Origin of the sequence: Bacillus sp. 22483 (assembly GCF_052044605.1) — a bacterium.
Lineage (GTDB): Bacteria > Bacillota > Bacilli > Bacillales > Bacillaceae > Bacillus > Bacillus altitudinis.
Window position 1 is genome coordinate 1 of record NZ_JBQENU010000011.1, and the last position, 20,991, is coordinate 20,991.

The window sequence follows — 20,991 nt, forward strand, 5'->3', positions numbered from 1 at the left end:
TCCGCCCGGTAAAACTCATGAAACATCTTCATCAGTGCGCGTTTCTCTATCCGAGACACATAGCTCCGCGATATCCCGAGCTCCTTGGCTATTTCCCGCTGCGTTTTCTCTTTTTTTAAGTCCAAACCGAACCGGCCGACGATGACTTCTTTTTCCCGGCCGTCGAGAATGTCGATATATTCTTTTACTTTTTCAAGCTCCATGTTGAGCTGAATGGTATCAATCACGTCTTCATTTTCTGATTTTAAGACGTCAATTAATGAAATTTCATTTCCTTCTTTATCTTGACCGATTGGGTCATGCAGAGAGACGTCCTTTTTTGTTTTTTTGAGTGCGCGTAAATGCATGAGGATTTCGTTCTCAATACAACGCGCCGCATATGTCGCCAGCTTTGTTCCTTTTCCAGAGGAATAGCTTTCGATGGCTTTAATGAGTCCGATCGTCCCGATGGAGATGAGGTCTTCAGCGTCTTCCCCGGTATTTTCAAATTTCTTGACAATATGGGCGACGAGCCGAAGGTTATGTTCAATCAGCATGTTTCTTGCGTGTTCATCGCCCTCTGCCATGAGGGCTAAGTATTTTTTCTCATCATCTCCCGAAAGGGGTTGTGGAAAGGCATTGTTTTTGACATAGGACACTAAAAACACCAATTCTTTGACCATCAATCCCATCGCTGTAAATACTCCTGCCACGATTTTCACCTCCACCATGTTTAGGCCGCTGCCTATATCCTCAAATGTATGTGAAGGAAGGATTGTCTGTGTCTGTACGATGAAAAAATCATCTTATTTGAAAGAAGCGTGCTTGTGTGCGTATGTTTTTGCTGCACCTCTCATATGTTTGCGGTTTCTTTGCGGTGCTTGGCGGTCTAGAAGCGTGCTAAAATATGTAATATTAGACCGAAAAGGAAGGGGTTTTTTCGGAACATGGGGAAGGTTCTTTCTTCACATGTCGGTATGAAAATTAATGAATGGTATCGAATGATACGGCAGTTCAGTGTTCCAGATGCGGAAATCTTGAAAGCGGAAGTAGAAGCGGAAATTGAACGTATGGAAGAGGACCAGCATTTACTGATTTATTATCAGCTCATGTGTTTTCGGCACCAAATTATGCTCGACTATATACACCCTTCAAAATATCAACCTTTCTCAGTATCTAACCTTGTCGATAAAATCGAAAATTCCAATCATGAGTTATCTGATATGCTGCATTATTACCATGCATTTTTTCGTGGCATGCATGAGTTTAGTCAAAAAGAATATTTGGAGGCCGTCAAATATTATCGCATGGCAGAAAAACAGCTGTCTATGGTATTTGATGATATTGAGCAGGCTGAGTTTCATTTTAAAGTAGCAGAAGCCTACTATATAATGAAACAAACGCATGTCTCCATGCACCATATTTTAAAAGCGCTTGAAATATACGATCAGCATGATGCATATTCCATTCGCATTATTCAGTGCCTCTTTGTCATCTCGGGAAATTATCAAGATTTAAAACGTAAAGATCGAGCACTGCCTCACTTGAAAAAGGCGAAACAACTCGCATCTGAAATTGACCACCCGCGCATTTATAGCTCAGCACTCTATAATTTAGGGAAATGTTACGGGGAGTTAGGTTATCGAGAAGAAGCAGAACGATATTTAACCGAATCGGCTGACCTCGCCAAAAAAGAGCTGCTTCCCACGCTGCCTCATACACTTTATACACTGGCCAAGCTGCTTTTTAGACAAAATGAGCAGACTGAAGCAAGGCGCATATTAGAGGATGGGAAATTGGCCGCAAAGAAGCATGAAGACCAGCTGTTCTGTCATATGTTTGAGTATCTGGATGCTTTATATGTTCAGGAAATCAATGAAGAACAACTGCAAAAAACCATTGATTATTTGGAAAAACTTAGCCTATACTCTTATATAGAGGATATCTCACTAGAAATTGCGACAGCCTTAGAAACCTCTCAACAATACCAGAAGTCCAACCAGTATTATCAAAAATTGCTATGGGCTCAAAATCAAATCCAAGAAGGAGAGTGTCTGTATGAATTCTAAGCAACGTTCGACAGTTGAAGAGAGAAACCAAACGTGAGACAAAAAGCGGGCCTGATGGGCCGGCTTTTTTTATGTGAAAAAGAAGCGTAGACGATCACGAAACTTGAATGAATTCATCAGAAAGCGGGCAATTTAATGTGTAATGATGTTCTGTGGAGGCGGTCTGATGAAAGGGTTGCATATCTTGTTATGTATATTGGTAATATGCGCTTTTGTTCCTGGTAACATAGAGGCGCGTACATTAAAAAGAATCGACCTAGAAAAAACGGGACGAGCCTTTTGGGACATGAGAGAGGAACGGAAAAAGATTGCGTTAACCTTTGATGATGGACCTCATCCGGTATACACAAATCAAATACTAGATGTACTGAGAGAGCATGAAGTGAATGCCAGCTTTTTTGTCATCGGAAGCCGTATTCATGCATATCCCCTGCTCGCAGAGCGGATTGTGAGCGAAGGAAATGAGCTTGGCAATCACACGATGAACCATACGTATTTTGACCTTTTGTCATCGAAAGAAATCAAGCAAGAATTAAAAGAATCAGCGGCTCATATCGCTTCTCTCCAGCCTGGCGGACCCTTATTATTTCGTCCCCCGGGCGGGCGCTTGACGATGAAGTCATTCCGCATTCTTTCAAAGCAAGGATACGATGTCGTGATGTGGTCCTTTACGCAAGATCCGAAGGACTGGTCTAGGCCAGGTGCACACAAAATTGCCAGCCGTATTATTGAGAATATTCAGGGCGGTGATATCATCCTTTTACATGATGGCGGAGGAAATCGTAAGCAGACAGTAGAAGCGCTGAAACAAGTCGTACCTGAACTAAAGAAAAGAGGCTATGAGTTTGTGAAAGTGAGCGAACTGGTGCACCATAACAGAGATTATCTACCGGTTCAATTACAATAAGAAACAGTCATTCATTGAAACCAAAAGTCTTGTCGTTTACTATATGAAGAGGGCTTTTGGAGGTGAATGTTGTGAAGAAATTTGTTTTCCTTTTCATCCTGTTATGTGTTGCTGCTGGGTGCTCAAAACCAGTTCAGGAAAGTGTGATTGCATTTGGTGACAGTAACACAAGAGGATCGAACTGGGATTTTCGAGATTATCCAACATCTGAAAAATGGGTGAATCTCATGAAAAACGTCGAGCGCGGCCAAATCAAGGTACAGAATGCCGGAATTGGCGGGCAGACAACAGAAGATGCGAAGCTGCGCTTTGAGCAGGATATTTTAAAACAAAAACCAACTTACGTCCTCATCATGTTCGGTACAAATGATGCGGCGATTCTAGACGGGAAACATCCCCGTGTGACCAAAAAACGATTTAAAGAAAACTTATCCTACTTCATTTCTGAAAGTAGAAAAGAGGGAATTACCCCGATCCTCATGACGTGCGTGCCTGTGGTGGAAGGAGGCAAAAAGGGCTTGTATTATTATTCTAGATATAAGTCATCTTATTTTGCTGAGAGAGGCGGGGCGAGAGCTTGGCAAAACTCATACAATGACATCACAAGACAAGTAGCTGAAAAACAGCAAGTGCCGCTTGTCGACAATTGGAAAGCGTTCATCAGAGAAGCGGGTGAAGATAGTGACAACGCCTTGATTCAGTCTGGCCTCATTGACCCTTCTGGCAATCATATGACACCAAAAGGGGCAAGAATCATTTATAACGAAATCAAAGAGCGTGATGTCATTAAACATTTTTAAATGCAGGCCATCTGCCTAAACAAGACGATCCATCCAGCATAGTCTAACAGTATATCTTCTTAGAAGGAGGTAACTGATATGTGGGGATGTCCTTATCCTTACCCTGCGTGTTCGCCTTATCCAGCTCAAGGAGCAGGAATCGGTTACGCTTTTCTTGTTGTGTTCCTTGTCGTCATTTTGGTCGTAGGTGGAGGGTTATGGTTTTGGAATGAACAGCCTTGCAAATAAGACACCTCTTCTTTGATCAGAAGGGGTGTTTTTTACGGAAAATAGTAGTAAGCCTATAGCGCAAGTGATATAATATCAGTCACCTGAGTTTAAAAAAGGAGAGTGCTCGGGAGGCATGGTTCCTGGATATATGGAATTAAGAGGAAACAGAGAGCATATGCCCGAGCGAACGTCTTTTCATTTCTGTCTCAATTAATTCAATGAAGTCGCGATTTAAGTTCATTTCATTTGCTTTATAATACGATTCTATAAGTAAATCATCTGACAGCTTTTTCATACTAGAAACCCATATGATGGGAAAAACACCTCCCCTGAAAAAGTTGGCATAAAACTTGAGGAAAAGACATATCATCATAGGTTGATCGAATGTCTTTGAAGTACCTTTAATCTACCATGAATGGGAAACAAGAACAATCGTTCTGTTATCCACATGGTTAAGTGGATAACTTGTGGGTAGAGTGTTTATAATTGAATGAAAGCGTGATGAAATATAGGTGGATAATGTGTGTAAAATTATCCACACCTGTTGAAGGTCCTCATCATATGTCGAAAACTTTTTCATTGTATTCGATAGACAGACAAATTGTGATTTGATTCGACACAATCGCTGAAAAACCAATGGAAGAAAGGGTGCAAATTGTGCTAAAGAAGTATTTCTTACCGGATGAATTTGTGAAAAGTATTTTCCACATTTCGCCGCAAAAACTAAAAGAACGAAATGTAAAAGGAATTATTACGGATTTAGATAACACACTAGTAGAATGGGATCGTCCTAGTGCGACCCCGCGTTTAATTGAATGGTTTCAAGAGATGAAAGATCACGGGATACAGGTGACGATTGTATCGAACAATAATGAAAAAAGGGTCAAGCTTTTTTCTGAGCCTGTTCATATCCCGTTTATTTATAAAGCGAGAAAACCGATGGGAAGAGCCTTTAATAAGGCCGTCGCTGATATGCAATTGAAGAAAGAAGATGTGGTTGTCATTGGCGATCAGCTTATGACAGATGTGCTTGGCGGAAACAGGCATGGCTTCCATACCATTTTGGTTGTACCTGTTGCGGCATCGGACGGATTTTTCACGAAGTTTAACAGGCAGATTGAACGCAGAATTTTAGGAGCCTTAAAGCGTAAGGGCCACATTCAGTGGGAGGAAGAGTAATAATGGAAAAGGTTGTTTGTATTGGCTGCGGTGTAGCCATTCAGACGGAAGATAAAGATCAATTAGGATATGCGCCGGCAGCATCTCTATTGAAAGAAGATGTGATCTGTCAGCGCTGTTTTAGGTTAAAGAACTACAATGAAATTCAGGATGTATCTTTAACAGAAGACGACTTTTTAAATATTTTACACAGCATTGGCGAGACTGATTCTTTGATCGTCAAGGTCGTTGATATTTTTGACTTTAACGGAAGCTGGATTAATGGACTGAGCCGTATTGTTGGTGGTAATCCCATTTTACTTGTCGGCAACAAGGTAGATATTTTACCGAAATCCGTGAAAAAAGACCGTCTTGTTCAATGGATGAAGCGGGAAGCAAAAGAAAATGGGCTCAATCCGATTGATGTGTTTTTAATCAGTGCGAGCAGAGGACAAGGTGTGCCTGAGGTTATGGAGGCCATTGATCATTACCGTGAGGGCAGAAATGTCTATGTTGTCGGCTGTACAAATGTTGGGAAATCAACATTTATTAACCGCATTATCAAAGAGGTGTCTGGAGAAGAGAATGTGATCACCACATCCCAATACCCAGGGACAACACTTGATGCGATTGAAATCCCGCTTGATGACGGGTCTGCTTTATTCGATACACCGGGGATCATCAACCGCCATCAAATGGCGCACTATGTCGGCAAAAATGACTTAAAGATTTTAACGCCGAAAAAAGAATTGAAACCGAGAACGTTCCAGTTAAATGAAGCTCAAACGCTTTACTTTGGCGGACTGGCTCGATTTGATTATGTAAAAGGCGGCAGAACATCCTTTGTCTGCTACATGCCAAATGAACTCAACATTCATAGGACGAAGATGGAGAATGCAGATGACTTATATGAAAAGCATGCAGGTGAACTGCTTTCACCGCCATCAAAAGAGGGAATGGAAGATTTCCCGCCGCTCGTTCTGCACACTTTCACCATCGATCAGCCAAAAATGGACATTGTCTTTTCAGGATTAGGCTGGGTGACGGCGAATGATGCTGGGAAACAAATCAAAGTGTATGCGCCAAAAGGCGTGCACGTGTTTATGAGACGTTCGTTAATTTAAATGTTCAGAGGGGGAGAGACCTTGAAACCTTTATACGGAGTAATCGGTAACCCTGTTGGCCATTCAATGTCTCCAGATATTCATAATGCAGCATTAAAGGATGCTGGAATTGATGGACATTATCATGGCTTTCAAGTAGAAGAAAACGACCTGAAAGATGCCATTAACGGTATGAAAGTCTTAGGAATCAGCGGCTTTAACGTCACTGTTCCGCACAAGGTAGACATCATGCAGTACCTTGACAAAATTGATGTGACAGCTGAACGCCTGCGTGCCGTCAATACGGTTCGCCTCGAAAATGGTCAGCTCGTTGGGTACAATACAGATGGAGAGGGTTTTCTTCATTCATTGCTTGAAGCGTTGGATCAGCCGTTATCGGAGCTGTCATTTCTCCTGCTTGGTGCTGGTGGAGCAGCAAGAGCGATTTACACGACAATTGCTGAGTATGCACCGAAACAATTTGATATCGCCAACCGCACCATTGAAAAAGCTGAGGCTTTAATTGAAAGTGCCGATGGGAAAATTACATCTCGTGCGATAGCATTAAATACAGCAGAAGAGCGGCTGGGGGAATATGATGTCATCATCCATACGACCTCGATTGGTATGTATCCGAATGTTGAAGAAACCCCAATTTCTTTAGCGAACGCAAAAAAAACAGCGGTCGTTTGTGATATTGTGTATAATCCAATAGAAACAAAGCTGCTAAGCGAAGCAGCCGGGTTAGGTTTGAAAACGGTCGATGGCGTCGGCATGTTTGTTGGTCAGGCGGTAAGAGCCTTTGAACTGTGGACGGGCATTACACCTGACGCCCGAAAAATGAAGTCAATTGTCATAGAGAAATTAGGAGGAACACCATGTTAAAAGGTAAGCAAAAACGTTTTTTACGTGCGCAAGCACATCATTTATCACCTATTTTTCAAGTTGGAAAAGGCGGGGTAAATGACAATATGGTCAAGCAAATTTCCGAGGCGCTTGAAGCAAGAGAACTTTTGAAAGTCAGCGTATTGCAAAACTGCGACGAGGACAAAACAGAGGTTGCAAAAGCACTTGTAAAAGGTGCAAAAGCTGAACTCGTTCAAACGATCGGAAATGTGATTGTCCTTTATAAGGAATCAAAGGAAAATAAACAAATTAAGCTGCCGTAAAGGTGGATATGATATGAAAAAAATAGGGTTGTTCGGCGGTACGTTTGATCCCCCGCATAATGGGCATTTGCTGATGGCAAGTGAGGTGCGTTTCCAAGTAGGGCTTGATGAAATTTGGTTTATCCCAAATCACAAGCCCCCTCATAAAACGGGCCGAAAACGAGCAGAGAGTCATCACCGCGTAAAAATGGTGGAAAAAGCGATTCAGTCAAATCCTCATTTTCGAGTTGAGCTTATTGAAATGGAGCGGGAGGGCCCATCTTATACAGTAGATACGGTTGAGCTGTTGAAGAAGCGCCATCCTGAAGATGAGTTCTTTTTTATGATTGGAGCGGACATGGTCGAGTATTTGCCGAAATGGCACAGAATCGATGATTTGCTTCAGATGATCACCTTTATTGGGATGAAAAGACCAGGTTATGAAGGAAGTACGGCGTATCCTCTTTTGTTTGCAGATGTTCCGGCTTTTGATGTATCATCGACATTGATTAGGCAGCGAATGAAGCAGGGGAAACCTGTTGATTATTTGATTCCGAAAGCTGTTGAGTGTTATATAAAGGAGCATCATTTATATGAATCGTGAAGAAGCGTTAAACTGTGTCAAACAGCAGTTAACAGAGCATAGATATACACATACAATTGGGGTAATGGAGACGGCCATTTCATTAGCTGAACGTTTTGGTGTAGATGTGAAAAAAGCAGAGGTCGCGGCTATTTTCCACGATTATGCCAAATTTAGACCGAAAGAAGAAATGAAGGGCATCATCCAGCAAGAACAGATGAACCCTCTATTGCTTAAATATTCACCTGAGCTTTGGCATGCCCCAGTTGGTGCCTATTTGGTCAAAAAAGAAGTTGGAATTGACGACCGAGATATTTTAACAGCCATTGAATTCCATACATCCGGCAGACCGAACATGACATTGCTTGAAAAAGTTATTTATGTCGCCGACTATATAGAGCCAGGACGCCATTTTCCTGGTGTAGAGGAAGTAAGAGAGTTAGCAGAGCAGGATTTGGATCTTGCCTTGATTCAATCTTTAAAAAACACCGTCAGCTTTTTAATGAAAAAGAATCAGCCAGTTTTCCCAGATACACTTGCTACTTATAACTCACTTGTGCAAAAGAACAACTAAGGAGGAATTTTGATGGATGCATCATCAATTTTAAACATCGCAGCTGGAGCGTGCGATGATAAACGGGCAGAGGATATTATTGCCCTGAATATGCAAGGGATCTCACTTGTTGCAGATTATTTTCTCATTTGTCACGGGAATTCTGACAAACAAGTACAGGCCATTGCAAGAGAAGTGAAACACCTTGCAGAAGAAGGCGGCATCGAAGTTAAAAAGATGGAAGGCTTTGACGAAGCAAGATGGGTCTTGATTGATCTAGGAGATGTCATTGCTCATGTGTTCCACAAAGAGGAAAGAGGATACTATAACTTAGAGAAGCTTTGGGGAGATGCGCCGAGAGAAACGCTTTCGCTTGGCATTAACTCATGATTTATCAAGGGTTTGCAGGTGTGTATGATAAGCTCATGACACATGCCCCTTATGATGAATGGGTTCAGTGGATACAGCGGCATATCAAGCCAAATAGTGCGATTATCGATGTAGGTTGTGGAACTGGAGAGATCTCTCTTCGGTTAGCTGCAAAAGGCCACATGGTCACAGGAATTGATCTAAGTGAAGAGATGCTGGCATTTGCGCAGCAAAAAGCACAGGCTCATAAGCAGTCTATTCAATTTTTACATCAAGATATGAGAGAGCTTGAGGGGTTTGAACAAACTTTTCAAGCAGCGGTTATTTGCTGTGATTCTTTGAATTATCTAAAAAACGAAAATGACGTCAAAAAAACCTTTAAAAACATGTTTCAGCTTTTAGAGACAGGTGGGGTTTTATTGTTTGATGTTCATACCCCTTATAAAATGGAAGAGGTATTTCCTGGCTCTACTTATGCCGATCAAGATGAAGAGATCAGCTATATTTGGCAGAGTGATCAAGGAGATCATCCATATTCGGTCATTCATGATTTAAGCTTTTTTGTAAAAGACGGAGACGTGTATGAGCGTTATGATGAAACGCACGAACAGCGTACATTTCCTTTTGAGACATATGCAGCGTTCCTTGAGTCCGCTGGCTTTGAACAGATTGAAGTGACCGCTGATTTTACAAATGAAGCACCTCAAGAATGTGCAGAAAGATATTTTATTTCAGCGAAGAAACCAAAAACCATCGTTTAATGGAACGATGGTTTTTTAAAACCCTTTTTTCGCTTGTTGCGAACATGTTTAATTTCTGAGATCATCAGTAAACACACTCGGCGGGTATTGATGCGCAACCGCTTCTACATCCTCATCGAACTTGTCATGAGTGTTCTGAAAAAGCTGATGGAACATATCTTGAACACCTGCTTCAAGTGCTTTAATGCCCTCGCCGGTGACGCCGCCTTTTACACACACCTTCTGTTGCAGTGTAGGCAGGGTATACACCCTTTTTTCAATCAAACGGCCAAGTCCTACAAGCATATCTTCTGATAAGGTGGTGGCTTCTTCTTTTGAAATATCCGTTTCTTCAACAGCGGCTTCAATCATTTTCTGAACAAGAAAGCTAATAAAGGCAGGACCGCAGCTGACAATATCTGAGGCTGCCCGTGTGATTGAATGATGAATTTCGATTGGTGTTGAAATGCGGCAAGCGAGTTGTCTGAGCGCTGCTTTTGTCGTGACATTGCATGATGAACCAAATGTTAAAAGTGATGCGCCTGATAACGCGCGGTTGGTGATGCTTGGGATCAGTCTGGCTGTTTGACAAGGAACAATGTCTTGAAGCTGTTCAGGATGAACCGGACTAGTAATGATGACAATGGTTTGCTGTTCTTTTAAAAGTGGGCTCAGTTCTTTTAAAAGCGGATAAATATCAAGTGGTTTGACACAAACAAAGATGAAATCTTTATCTGTTACAGCTCCTGAAAGCTGTTTCGTCACTTCGACCTCTGGGTGATTCTTTTTTATATTGAACGCTTTTTCGATGGTCCGATTTGTAATGGTGATGGATGAGGGATTGACTGCTTTTGATTCAATAAATGCCTCAGTAAGTATGGTACCCATGTTTCCTGTACCGATTAACCCTATATTCAAACGTTCTCCCTCCTTAGACGCATAGGATCTGTTATCTTCTAAACAGTATGTGAAGCAGCGTGAAAATATGATTGAAAGAAGCGTGAACAAGTGAAGCAGCTCATTTCGTTGAAAAAATACAGTCTTTATCTGATAGCGGGAATCATTATCCTCGTCATCATCTGTTTCTTCTTTTTAGCAGGAAAAGAGAAAGGCAGCGCCGAGCTAGGTGTATTGAAAGAACAACATGAAACGCAAGTCACATTAGAAGAAAAACAAGAGAGTGCAGAAAAAGAGCCAACATCCATCGTAGTAGAGGTCAAAGGAGCTGTACGGAAGCCGGGCGTTTATGCATTTATGGCTGAGGACAGAGTTGAAGAAGCCATTAAAAGAGCAGGTGGTTTTACGAGCAAGGCAGATACAGTTGACATCAATCAAGCAGCAAAATTAGAGGATAGTATGATGATTTATGTACGAAAGAAGGGGGAGGCTGACAAGCAGGGACAAACAGCAGCGGCTGATACGCCGCCGGGAAATGAAAAGAGTCAAGGGGTGAATGTCAATCAAGCTGATGCAGCGGAATTGCAGACCATTAACGGAATAGGTCCAGCCAAAGCGGAAGCCATCATTGCGTATAGAGAAGAACATGGAGAATTTCAGCAAATTGAAGATTTACAGAATATTTCGGGTTTTGGAGAGAAGACCATTGAACGGCTGAAAAATCAACTGACGGTCAAGTAGAATTGACGGTATAGAAGAAAGGCATGTACACTTAATACCAACCATCATTCTGGAGGGATCAGCTCGTGGAGAGAATTTCATGGAATCAATATTTTATGGCTCAAAGCCATTTGCTTGCCTTGCGAAGCACCTGTGAGCGGCTAGCTGTTGGGGCAACGATCGTAAGAGACAAGCGCATCATCGCAGGTGGATATAATGGATCCATTGCCGGTGACGTGCATTGTGCAGATGTAGGATGCTATGTGATAGATCATCACTGCGTTCGTACAATCCATGCGGAGATGAACGCTATTTTACAATGTGCCAAATTTGGTGCACCAACGGCTGATGCTGAAATATATGTGACGCATTTTCCTTGCTTGCAGTGCTGTAAAGCGATTATTCAAGCAGGTATTCGAACAGTGTATTATGCGAAGGATTATAAAAATCATCCATATGCTGTTGATTTATTTGAACAGGCCGGAGTTCAAACAGAACAGGTTGAATTAGATGAGATGATTATTGACTTAAAAAACCAAGAAAAATTAGCCTTTGTTGCGGATTTAATAGGCAAACTAAGTGAATCAGGACGTAGCGAAACAGAAATTCGTCAAATGCATGAAAAGGCGAATCAATTATTTACTTCCTATGTTTAAGTATTTGCCGTTCGGGGCGATTTCAGCAGCTGTTGGAATTGCTCTGGCCGCATATCATCTTCATTTGTATTTTCTCCTTTTTCTTCTTGTATGTCTTCTTTTCAGTCTGCTGAAAAAAACACCCCAGCTCTTTTTAATGGTCAGTTTGTGTGGAATGATCTATATGCTCATTTTTATGGTGCATCAGTCTTTTGAAACGGATCATCCTGTACAAGAAAAAGCATTTTCTGATTCGGTTGTGATTGAAACGATTCCGAAAATAGATGGCAATCGCTTTTCAGCGACTGTTTCATCAGAGAATGGTCGACTAGCGGCATTTTATACGATTCAAACAGAGCGTGAAAAAGAAGCGCTGAAAGATGTTGAGCCAGGTATGAGCTGTCATATGACAGGTGAGGTTCGGTTACCTAAACATGCTACCATACCGAACGGGTTTCAATATGATCAATTTCTAAAAACAAAAGGCATTGATGCTATTTTCTTAACGCAGTCTATGAAAAGCTGCACGAAACATGACAGTCCTTCACATGACCTTTCATCTATTAGGCAGAAGGGGCTGAAATTTCTAGAAGATCATGTCCCGAAGAGTTCTGTTGGGATTGTGCAGGCACTTATTTTTGGCGATCGTGATTTAATAGACCCTGATACATTAAGAGATTATCAAATGCTTGGCATCATTCATTTATTAGCCATTTCAGGACTTCATGTTCAAACATTGCTCGCTTGTCTATTTTGGTGTCTACTCCGCGCTGGCGTGACAAGAGAGACAGCACGTATTCTTCTAATATCCTTTTTGCCGGTTTATGCTTGTTTAACAGGTGCTGCACCGTCTGTGTTAAGAGCCTGTCTCATGGCTGGAATTTATTTAGTCATCACAAGCCTGCCAAAAGAAATGAAACAGCCTTTTGCGGTCGTGTTAAGTGCAGCGTTCTTGCTTTTATTAGCTATTCAACCACTTTATATATTTGATGTCGGTTTTCAGCTGTCATTTGTGGTGACCTTATTTATTTTGCTATCCACTAGTATTTTATCAAAAGCAAAAAGTTCGGTGATGCAGTTATTCCTCATTTCCGTGATTGCACAGCTTGCTTCGCTTCCTGTTCTTTTATATTATTTTCAGCAATTTTCCTTGCTGAGTGTTCCTTTAAATATGATGTTTGTTCCTTTTTATACAATGGTTGTCATGCCTCTGTCCTTATTCTTTTTTCTTTTATCTATCATTTATCTTCCGCTTGGACAAACACTGTTTCAGCTGCTTGATTGGGTGATCCAGTTTAGTCATCAATTGTCAGCACATATGGCTGCTTACGATGGTCTTACTCTGATTTTTATGAAATCGACATGGTGGCATGTTCTCCTAGAGGTGTCCTCCATTGTTTTTCTATTCATTGTGATGGAATGTAAAACTTCTATCAAATCTTATTTTGTGCCGATTTTGATTCTCATTTGTGTGCTGGCTGTACACTATTTCACGCCGAATTTTCTTCAAAAAGGAGAGGTCACGATGTTAGATATAGGACAAGGGGATAGTTTGTTTATTCAGCTACCTTATCGAACCGGGCATATATTAGTCGATACAGGAGGCAGGCTTTCTTTTGAAGAAGAGCCATGGAAAAAAAGACGTAAAGTATCTACAATTGGGGATCAAACGCTTATTCCATTTCTGCATTCTAAAGGCATAGCAAAACTTGATGTCCTCATCCTTACCCATGCAGATCAAGATCACATGGGAGAAGCGATGCGGTTAATAAAGCGAAATAAAGTCAAACGCCTTGCAATCCCAAAAGGCTTTGCTCGAAATCCAGAGGATGCGCAGCTTTTAAAGGAAGCGGCTGATCAAAGGATTCCTGTAGATGAGTTGGAAAGAGGGGATCAGCTGAGAATTGGAGGACAAAAATTTGACGTTCTGCATCCCGCACGTGACCAGGTGACGAGTAAAAATAATGATTCACTGGTCCTCACCTTTACGCTTGGCGGCAAGTGTTTTATGCTGACTGGGGATCTTGAACAAGAAGGGGAACGAGACATCATTCAAGCTTACCCCAAGCTGAGAGCGGATGTCTTGAAGGTTGGGCATCACGGGAGTAAAGGATCAACAAGTGAAGAATGGCTTCAGCATTTGAACCCGTCATATGCACTGATTTCAGTAGGTGAACGAAATCGGTATCACCATCCTCATCAAGAAGTTTTGAAAAAATTAAATGATCATAAAACAAAGGTGTATCGTACAGATATTGATGGAAGTGTGACCTATGAATTTCTTGAAGAGGATGGAACATTTTACGCTCATCCTCCATATGATATCTTACAAAATCAATAAAAAAACTGCCAAAACGGCAGTCATCTTGCATTCATGTAGTTAAGATCCAACGAGGTGTATCACTGTTGCCAAAATAAACATTGAGGCGAAAAATCCGAATGTGACGATAAAACCAACAGCTGAGTCGGTCACATCATTCCGCTTGCTTTGAACATTCTTTTCAAATTCATTCATTTTCATCCCTCCTGGCTATTTTTAGTATACTTGAACTCATTTGGAATTGCTAGAAGGTAAAGTAACCGTTTTCCATTTTCATGATCATTTTGTGAATATCGTCTGACTGTAAGCTGACCCGGGAGCTTACGTGAGACGTTTACTATAAATGAGGAGGCGGCACTTTCAGCTTCCTCTTTACTAATGTCTCTACACACTTTAGGATAGAGGAGGAAGTGAAAGAGAGGGATTTAAGCGAATGGTCTTTGAGGTATGGAACAATTTAAAAAAAGGGGATATCCATCCCGTTTATTGCTTATATGGAAAAGAAACGTATTTACTTCAAGAGACAGCTGCAAAATTGAGACAAGCTGTCGTCGACGAAGAAACAAAGGATTTTAATTACTCTGTCTTTGATATGGAAGAGGTGCCGCTTGAGCAGGCTGTGACGGACGCAGAAACATTTCCGTTTATGGGAGAGCGGCGTCTCGTTGTGATCAAGAACCCTTATTTCCTCACTGCAGAAAAGAAAAAAGAAAAGATCGAGCATCAGCTTTCTGTGTTAGAAGCTTATTTAGAAAAGCCAGCACCCTATACGATTCTCGTGTTATTAGCGCCATATGAAAAACTGGACGAACGTAAGAAAATCACCAAATTGTTAAAAAAGAAAGCGGCTGTGGTTGAGGCGAAAGAGTTAAATCCGAAAGAAACAACGGATTTCACCATCACATTAGTGAAAACAGAAGGAAAAACAATCTCTGCTGAAGCGGCAGAACAGCTTGTCATGTTATGTGGCGGGAGCCTGTCCTCACTTTTTCAAGAGGTTCGAAAGCTAAGTACATATATTGGGCAGCGAGAGGAAATTGAGCTGGCGGATGTCAATCAGCTCGTTGCACGAAGTTTGGAGCAGAATATTTTCGAATTGATTAATCAAATCGTGAACAGGCGCCGGTCTGAAGCGATGCAAATGTTTTATGACCTCCTAAAGCAAAATGAGGAACCCATTAAAATATTGGCACTCATTTCAAATCAATTTCGGTTGATATTGCAGACAAAGTACTTTGCTCAGCAGGGGTACGGGCAAAAACAAATTGCGTCAAACCTGAAAGTCCACCCATTCCGGGTCAAACTCGCGATGGATCAGGCAAGACTGTTTTCAGAAGAAGAGCTAAAGTACATCGTCAAAGAGCTCTCCACGATTGATTATGAAATGAAAACGGGTAAAAAGGACAAGCAGCTATTATTAGAATTGTTCCTGCTTCGGTTATTAGGGGCTTGAACATAAAAAAACGACCTTCTCAAAAGAGGGTCGTTTTTGTTTAGATGTATAATTGCCAGTCTGTCCTTAGGCTCGGCCGGTCAGGACGGACGTACAGTTAAACAGGTGCCTCATCACTGAGGCGTTGCAAACATTATGCAGAAAGTCCGTTTACTTGTTTCGCAAGTCTTGATTTGTAACGCGCAGCTGCGTTTTTGTGTACAAGACCAGTTTTAACGGCTTTGTCAATGCGTTTTGCAGCAGAAGAAAGAGCAGCTTTTGCTTGCTCAGCATCGTTGTTAGCTACAGAAACTTCAACTTGTTTAATCGCAGTACGCATCGCAGACTTGATTGTTGCGTTGTGTGCACGGCGTTCGTTATTCGTTTTTGTACGTTTGATCGCTGATTTAATATTTGGCATGTGTTTCACCTCCTAAGATACAACCTAAACACAATTGTCTTAAGGTTAAATCTTCACAATAGAACAAATTGTATTCTATCAAACACACCTTTAGAATGCAATATAAATGTAAAGTATTTTTCATTGATGAAGCGCTCGAATGTTTCTTGAACGAGATGGAAAGACTACTGTTAATTACTTGATGGAAGGAGCCTTTTCATGAAGAAACAGAAACTCGATTTAAGCGCTTATCAAATCCGGACCGATTTGGCCGTTGAAACAAAAGAGATACTAGAACAAGAGAACGATCCGAATGTGGTCAAAAAGGACGGTATTCAAGGAATTGTTGAGAAGGAGAAGGAAGAGCACGGCATCCGCATCCGCACTGTGGAGATTACGACAGAAGGAGAAGAGCTGACCGGAAAAAAGGCAGGGACATACTTGACGCTTGAGGCGCAAGGAATTCGGGAGAAAGACTCTGAGATGCAAGAAAAAGTGGTCGAAGTTTTTGCCCATCATTTTGCTCAGTTTTTAAAAGATCACGGCATTCAGGCAGATGCGAGCTGTCTTGTCGTAGGACTCGGAAACTGGAATGTCACGCCTGATGCTTTAGGGCCGCTCACAGTTGAAAATTTGCTGGTGACACGCCATTTATTTGAATTACAGCCTGAGAATGTGCAGGAAGGCTATCGCCCGGTGTCTTCATTATCGCCTGGTGTCATGGGGCTGACTGGTATAGAAACAAGTGACATTATACAAGGTGTCATTGAACGATCTAAACCAGATTTTGTGATCGCCATCGATGCACTGGCTGCACGTGCAGTAGAACGAGTGAATACGACGATTCAAATTTCTGATACAGGTATACATCCAGGATCGGGTGTCGGAAATAAACGAAAAGAATTAAGCAAAGAGACCTTGGGGATTCCAGTCATTGCCATTGGTGTGCCGACAGTGGTCGATGCAGTCACGATCGCAAGTGACACGATTGATTACGTGTTAAAGCATTTTGGTAGAGAACTGAAAGATGATAGACCTTCCCGATCTTTAGTACCAGCGGGTCTGACATTTGGGAAGAAAAAAGTGCTGAATGAAGAGGATTTGCCAGATGATGAAACGCGTCAATCCTTTTTAGGAATCGTCGGAACGCTTCCTGAAGAAGAAAAAAGACAGTTGATCCATGAAGTGCTTGCACCGCTTGGACAAAATCTAATGGTCACACCGAAGGAAGTGGATACATTCATTGATGACATGGCGAACGTACTCGCCAATGGGTTAAATACAGCACTTCATCAAAAAATCTCTCAAGACAACATGGGTTCCTATAATCATTAATCAGTTCTACTTTCTCTAGCTCGCTCATAGTGTAATTACTAGAAAGCGTGCTGGAGGGAGTAAATCATGAAAAAAAGACCTCGCCGTCCTCGACAGTTGGTCGTTGCGATTAATGGAACAAAAGTAGTGAAGAGTATTTTTTTGTTTATTGTCTCTCTGGTGGTTGTGTTTGTCATGTCAGGGGCTTTGACGTCTTTAAAACCTGAGCTTAGGCCTCAAGCATCATTATATGGTGTGGCAGATGAGCTGTCAGGGGCATTCTTTGCAACTCTAATGGGGATGGAAAATCAATATTTTGCTTCAGCAGTCCCTGAAGATCAAAAAGGATTTCATTTCTCCGGGCTGTCACTCAAACTTGCCACAAGTATCAATTTAGAAGACCCCCGCAGTTTTCTAGGAAGAGAGCTGCCAGGCTTTGAACATTTTGATACAAAAATCATCCTAGCAGGTGAAGGTACAGACTATACGAATATGCCAATGGAATCGCCGCCTCCAAGTGAAGTCATCAAAGATGAAAAAGAAGCAAATCTAGCTGAGCTGGACAAGCTTGATGAAGATGAACCGAAAACGCCTGCAAAAGAGCCGGATCAGTCGACAGGAAAACGAAAAGCTGTATACATTTATCACACACATAATACGGAATCATATTTACCATTTTTAAAAGGAGAAACAAACCCAAACAATGCGCGCCACTCAAAAGTGAACGTCACCCTTGTCGGGGAGATGTTTGGTAAAGCGCTCGATCAGCAAGGAATCGGCAACACAGTGGATAAAACAGAAATTGAAAAAAGACTGCTGAAAAAAGGGTTGAAGTATCCTCAATCATATAATGAATCCAGATTGGTTGTAAAAGAAGCTCTCGCTAAAAATGATGACCTAGATTACTTAATCGATATTCACCGGGATTCAAGAAGAAAGAAAGATACGACAGTAGAAATCAAAGGCAAGAAATATGCGAGAATCGCGTTTGTTGTAGGGAAGAAGAATCAAAGCTATGAGAAAAACTTAAAGCTGGCGACAGAGTTCCACCATTTGATGGAGAAAAAATATAAAGGACTTAGTGTCGGTGTGTTTGCCAAAGGAGAAATTGGTGATAATGGAATCTATAATCAAGATTTATCTGACAAAGCACTCCTATTAGAATTTGGCGGTGTGGATAATAATATGGAAGAACTGAAAAACGCATCCAATGCAGCAGCTGATGTGTTCAGTGAAATTTTCTGGGACGCAGAAAAGGTAGACGGCAAAGCAAAGGATGAGAAAAAACGGTCTTAAGGTGGTGGAGGACATGGGCTCATTTATCGGAAAAACCATTATTTTATCGCTCGTATTGCTATTCGGTGTCTTTTTAGGAATGCAGCAAGCCAATAATGGCATGCTGCAAATGAAAGGGTATCATGATCCGCAATTAAAAGGGGCCTTCACTGTCCAAATGAATGATGATCAAGAAAAAGAAGCCTCTATCCTCGGAACAGCTGTCACACAAAAAGACTTAGCAGAAAAACAAAAGCAGCTAGAAGAAATGGAGAGCTTTAATGCCTTCTCTAAGGCCGGAAAAGCATTATCAGATGGTATGACGCATGCAGCCCGTACACTTTATGATTGGGTGAATGGTAAATAAACTGTTGTAAGCATCATGTTGGATGTTATTTCATAAGATATCACACCTTTTCATGAAAGCCGCTAACCGATGAGCGGCTTTTCTTGATTTCGATTGAATCTTTACAGCCCTATTGATATAATCTAACCTAGCGCAACCCGCGTTTTATAGTAGGAGTGATAGATTGTGACAGATAAAGAAAAACGATTAGAACGGCAATCAAGAATTCGAAATTTCTCCATTATCGCCCATATTGACCATGGGAAATCCACATTGGCTGACCGTATTTTAGAAAAAACAGCGGCGATTACGCAACGAGAAATGAAAGAACAATTACTTGATTCCATGGACTTAGAGCGTGAACGCGGCATTACGATCAAATTAAACTCTGTCCAGCTGAAATATCAGGCGAAGGATGGAGAAGAATATATTATGCACCTGATTGATACACCAGGGCATGTCGACTTCACCTATGAGGTATCTCGAAGCCTAGCTGCCTGTGAAGGTGCAATTCTTGTGGTGGATGCAGCACAAGGCATTGAGGCTCAGACACTTGCGAACGTTTATTTAGCTCTTGATAACAACTTAGAAATCCTGCCGATCATTAACAAAATTGATCTGCCGAGTGCAGAGCCTGAACGTGTAAGACAAGAAATTGAAGATGTCATCGGGTTGGATGCATCTGAAGCTGTTCTCACCTCTGCTAAGGCGGGCATCGGGATCGAGGATATTTTAGAACAAATCGTCGAAAAGGTGCCGGCACCAGCTGGAGATCCAGAAGCACCACTTCAAGCCCTCATTTTTGATTCTCTCTACGATGCGTATCGTGGCGTCATTGCTTACATACGAATTGTCGAAGGAACCGTAAAACCGGGTCAAAAAATTAAGATGATGGCGACAGGCAAAGAATTTGAAGTGCTTGAAGTTGGCGTATTTACACCGAAAGCAATGCCAACAGACGAACTCACTGTTGGAGATGTTGGCTATTTAACAGCTGCCATTAAAAACGTTGGTGATACACGAGTAGGGGATACGATCACAAGTGCGGTAAACCCTGCGAAAGAAGCTCTGCCTGGATATAGAAAGCTGAACCCAATGGTGTACTGCGGCCTTTATCCAATTGACACAGCGAAATATAACGACTTGCGTGAAGCGTTAGAAAAGCTTGAATTAAATGATTCTTCACTTCAATATGAGGCAGAGACATCCCAAGCACTTGGCTTCGGCTTCCGCTGCGGCTTCCTTGGCATGCTTCATATGGAAATCATCCAAGAACGGATTGAACGTGAATTTAAAATCGACCTCATTACGACAGCGCCAAGTGTTATTTACGATGTGTATATGACAGACGGAGAAAAAATCGTTGTAGATAATCCATCCAATTTGCCTGATCCGCAAAAGATTGAGCGAATTGAAGAGCCATACGTGAAGGCAACAATGATGGTGCCAAATGATTATGTTGGTTCTGTGATGGAGCTTTGCCAAGGAAAGCGCGGCAATTTCATTGATATGCAATATCTTGATGCAAACCGCGTGAGCATTGTGTACGAAATTCCTCTGGCAGAGATCGTATACGAATTCTTTGATCAATTAAAGTCCAATACAAAAGGGTATGCATCCTTTGATTACGAGCTAATCGGCTATCGCCCATCCACTCTAGTGAAAATGGATATCATGCTCAATGGCGAAAAAATCGATGCACTTTCCTTTATTGTTCACCGCGATTATGCATATGAACGCGGAAAGATCATTGTAGAAAAGCTGAAAGAACTGATTCCGCGCCAGCACTTTGAAGTACCAGTTCAGGCAGCGATCGGTCAAAAAATTGTTGCTCGGTCTACCATTAAAGCAATGCGCAAGAACGTACTAGCGAAGTGTTATGGTGGAGATATTTCCCGGAAAAGAAAGCTTCTTGAGAAGCAAAAAGAAGGGAAAAAGCGCATGAAGCAAGTGGGTTCTGTAGAAGTCCCACAAGAAGCATTTATGGCCGTGCTGAAAATGGACGACAGCACACCGAAAAAATAACATCCTCA

General features: G+C 41.7%; 25 protein-coding genes. 20 read left to right on the top strand and 5 right to left on the bottom strand.

Translation table 11 applies throughout. From position 1 onward, the window contains the following. The coding region (gene sigK, locus ACTJJQ_RS14990) for an RNA polymerase sporulation sigma factor SigK (protein WP_440600345.1) at window positions 1–692 on the bottom strand (692 nt) is incomplete at its 3' end. A 234-nt stretch (window positions 693–926) separates the two neighbouring features. Between sigK and ACTJJQ_RS14995 the strand changes: the two genes are divergently transcribed. From ACTJJQ_RS14995 to ACTJJQ_RS15010, 4 genes are all read left to right on the top strand, one after another. After that, window positions 927–2,048 carry a tetratricopeptide repeat protein gene (locus ACTJJQ_RS14995; protein ID WP_007501361.1) on the top strand — a complete coding sequence of 374 codons (1,122 nt, stop codon included), beginning with the start codon at window positions 927–929 and terminating at the stop codon, window positions 2,046–2,048. Window positions 2,049–2,214: 166 nt separating this feature from the next. Beyond that, window positions 2,215–2,955, top strand: a complete 741-nt coding sequence (locus ACTJJQ_RS15000) for a polysaccharide deacetylase family protein (protein ID WP_024718802.1) — start codon at window positions 2,215–2,217, stop codon at window positions 2,953–2,955. A gap of 71 nt (window positions 2,956–3,026) precedes the next feature. Then, window positions 3,027–3,755 (top strand): SGNH/GDSL hydrolase family protein, encoded by a 729-nt coding sequence (locus ACTJJQ_RS15005; RefSeq protein ID WP_169476094.1) that lies wholly within the window; start codon window positions 3,027–3,029, stop codon window positions 3,753–3,755. 78 nt (window positions 3,756–3,833) lie between these two features. Beyond that, on the top strand, window positions 3,834–3,983 hold the full coding sequence (locus ACTJJQ_RS15010; protein ID WP_003217499.1) for a hypothetical protein: 150 nt from the start codon (window positions 3,834–3,836) through the stop codon (window positions 3,981–3,983). A 136-nt stretch (window positions 3,984–4,119) separates the two neighbouring features. On the opposite strand, the gene ACTJJQ_RS15015 is transcribed toward ACTJJQ_RS15010, so the two are convergent. Continuing rightward, window positions 4,120–4,260, bottom strand: coding sequence for a sporulation histidine kinase inhibitor Sda (locus ACTJJQ_RS15015; RefSeq protein WP_003217327.1), 141 nt, complete (start codon window positions 4,258–4,260; stop codon window positions 4,120–4,122). A 362-nt stretch (window positions 4,261–4,622) separates the two neighbouring features. On the opposite strand from ACTJJQ_RS15015, the gene ACTJJQ_RS15020 reads away from it, so the two are divergent. Genes ACTJJQ_RS15020 through ACTJJQ_RS15055 form a run of 8 tightly spaced genes read left to right on the top strand, consistent with a single transcriptional unit; the run spans window position 4,623 to window position 9,640 of the window. Continuing rightward, window positions 4,623–5,144, top strand: coding sequence for a YqeG family HAD IIIA-type phosphatase (locus ACTJJQ_RS15020; protein WP_008356191.1), 522 nt, complete (start codon window positions 4,623–4,625; stop codon window positions 5,142–5,144). 2 nt (window positions 5,145–5,146) lie between these two features. Beyond that, window positions 5,147–6,247 (top strand): ribosome biogenesis GTPase YqeH, encoded by a 1,101-nt coding sequence (gene yqeH, locus ACTJJQ_RS15025; protein WP_178930347.1) that lies wholly within the window; start codon window positions 5,147–5,149, stop codon window positions 6,245–6,247. Window positions 6,248–6,268: 21 nt separating this feature from the next. Then, window positions 6,269–7,111 carry a shikimate dehydrogenase gene (gene aroE, locus ACTJJQ_RS15030; protein ID WP_440600346.1) on the top strand — a complete coding sequence of 281 codons (843 nt, stop codon included), beginning with the start codon at window positions 6,269–6,271 and terminating at the stop codon, window positions 7,109–7,111. Next, entirely contained in the window at window positions 7,105–7,395 is a 291-nt protein-coding gene (yhbY, locus tag ACTJJQ_RS15035; protein ID WP_008342507.1) for a ribosome assembly RNA-binding protein YhbY, read from the top strand. The genes aroE and yhbY overlap by 7 nt, the downstream gene beginning before the upstream one ends. Before the next feature lie 13 nt (window positions 7,396–7,408). Then, window positions 7,409–7,978 carry a nicotinate-nucleotide adenylyltransferase gene (locus ACTJJQ_RS15040; protein WP_045034392.1) on the top strand — a complete coding sequence of 190 codons (570 nt, stop codon included), beginning with the start codon at window positions 7,409–7,411 and terminating at the stop codon, window positions 7,976–7,978. Then, window positions 7,968–8,531: a bis(5'-nucleosyl)-tetraphosphatase (symmetrical) YqeK gene (yqeK, locus tag ACTJJQ_RS15045; RefSeq protein ID WP_017367637.1), complete on the top strand. Its 564-nt coding sequence runs from the start codon at window positions 7,968–7,970 to the stop codon at window positions 8,529–8,531. The genes ACTJJQ_RS15040 and yqeK overlap by 11 nt, the downstream gene beginning before the upstream one ends. A 12-nt stretch (window positions 8,532–8,543) precedes the next feature. Next, window positions 8,544–8,900 (top strand): ribosome silencing factor, encoded by a 357-nt coding sequence (rsfS, locus tag ACTJJQ_RS15050; RefSeq protein WP_008342502.1) that lies wholly within the window; start codon window positions 8,544–8,546, stop codon window positions 8,898–8,900. Next, on the top strand, window positions 8,897–9,640 hold the full coding sequence (locus ACTJJQ_RS15055; RefSeq protein ID WP_440600347.1) for a class I SAM-dependent DNA methyltransferase: 744 nt from the start codon (window positions 8,897–8,899) through the stop codon (window positions 9,638–9,640). The genes rsfS and ACTJJQ_RS15055 overlap by 4 nt, the downstream gene beginning before the upstream one ends. Before the next feature lie 48 nt (window positions 9,641–9,688). Here ACTJJQ_RS15055 and comER read toward each other — a convergent pair whose 3' ends face one another. Next, a complete protein-coding gene (comER, locus tag ACTJJQ_RS15060) occupies window positions 9,689–10,537 on the bottom strand; it encodes a late competence protein ComER (protein WP_440600348.1) in 849 nt (282 codons plus the stop codon). A gap of 90 nt (window positions 10,538–10,627) precedes the next feature. Here comER and ACTJJQ_RS15065 point away from each other — a divergent pair, with 90 nt between their 5' ends. The 3 genes from ACTJJQ_RS15065 (at window position 10,628) to ACTJJQ_RS15075 (ending at window position 14,212) form a co-directional block, all read left to right on the top strand. Beyond that, the gene (locus ACTJJQ_RS15065; RefSeq protein ID WP_440600349.1) at window positions 10,628–11,257 is read left to right on the top strand and encodes a helix-hairpin-helix domain-containing protein; all 630 of its coding nucleotides are present in this window, start codon (window positions 10,628–10,630) and stop codon (window positions 11,255–11,257) included. A 65-nt stretch (window positions 11,258–11,322) separates the two neighbouring features. Further along, a complete protein-coding gene (locus ACTJJQ_RS15070; protein WP_008342495.1) occupies window positions 11,323–11,892 on the top strand; it encodes a ComE operon protein 2 in 570 nt (189 codons plus the stop codon). Further along, the gene (locus ACTJJQ_RS15075) at window positions 11,885–14,212 is read left to right on the top strand and encodes a DNA internalization-related competence protein ComEC/Rec2 (protein WP_440600371.1); all 2,328 of its coding nucleotides are present in this window, start codon (window positions 11,885–11,887) and stop codon (window positions 14,210–14,212) included. The genes ACTJJQ_RS15070 and ACTJJQ_RS15075 overlap by 8 nt, the downstream gene beginning before the upstream one ends. Window positions 14,213–14,251: 39 nt before the next feature. Here the strand turns inward: ACTJJQ_RS15075 and ACTJJQ_RS15080 are convergent, their stop codons facing one another. Next, complete coding sequence (locus ACTJJQ_RS15080; RefSeq protein WP_008342491.1) at window positions 14,252–14,386, bottom strand: YqzM family protein; 135 nt, start codon at window positions 14,384–14,386, stop codon at window positions 14,252–14,254. 238 nt (window positions 14,387–14,624) lie between these two features. Here ACTJJQ_RS15080 and holA point away from each other — a divergent pair, with 238 nt between their 5' ends. After that, a complete protein-coding gene (holA, locus tag ACTJJQ_RS15085) occupies window positions 14,625–15,644 on the top strand; it encodes a DNA polymerase III subunit delta (protein ID WP_017358025.1) in 1,020 nt (339 codons plus the stop codon). Window positions 15,645–15,777: 133 nt separating this feature from the next. On the opposite strand, the gene rpsT is transcribed toward holA, so the two are convergent. Continuing rightward, window positions 15,778–16,044, bottom strand: coding sequence for a 30S ribosomal protein S20 (gene rpsT / locus ACTJJQ_RS15090; protein ID WP_008342485.1), 267 nt, complete (start codon window positions 16,042–16,044; stop codon window positions 15,778–15,780). A 198-nt stretch (window positions 16,045–16,242) separates the two neighbouring features. On the opposite strand from rpsT, the gene gpr reads away from it, so the two are divergent. The 4 genes from gpr to lepA all read left to right on the top strand — a co-directional run bounded on the left by gpr (window position 16,243) and on the right by lepA (window position 20,983). Then, window positions 16,243–17,358, top strand: coding sequence for a GPR endopeptidase (gene gpr, locus ACTJJQ_RS15095; RefSeq protein WP_008342483.1), 1,116 nt, complete (start codon window positions 16,243–16,245; stop codon window positions 17,356–17,358). A gap of 66 nt (window positions 17,359–17,424) precedes the next feature. Further along, window positions 17,425–18,633, top strand: a complete 1,209-nt coding sequence (locus ACTJJQ_RS15100; RefSeq protein ID WP_007501337.1) for a stage II sporulation protein P — start codon at window positions 17,425–17,427, stop codon at window positions 18,631–18,633. Between the two features lie 13 nt (window positions 18,634–18,646). After that, window positions 18,647–18,979, top strand: a complete 333-nt coding sequence (locus ACTJJQ_RS15105; RefSeq protein ID WP_019743214.1) for a YqxA family protein — start codon at window positions 18,647–18,649, stop codon at window positions 18,977–18,979. A gap of 165 nt (window positions 18,980–19,144) precedes the next feature. Then, a complete protein-coding gene (gene lepA / locus ACTJJQ_RS15110) occupies window positions 19,145–20,983 on the top strand; it encodes a translation elongation factor 4 (protein ID WP_008342476.1) in 1,839 nt (612 codons plus the stop codon). Window positions 20,984–20,991 lie beyond the last annotated feature (8 nt).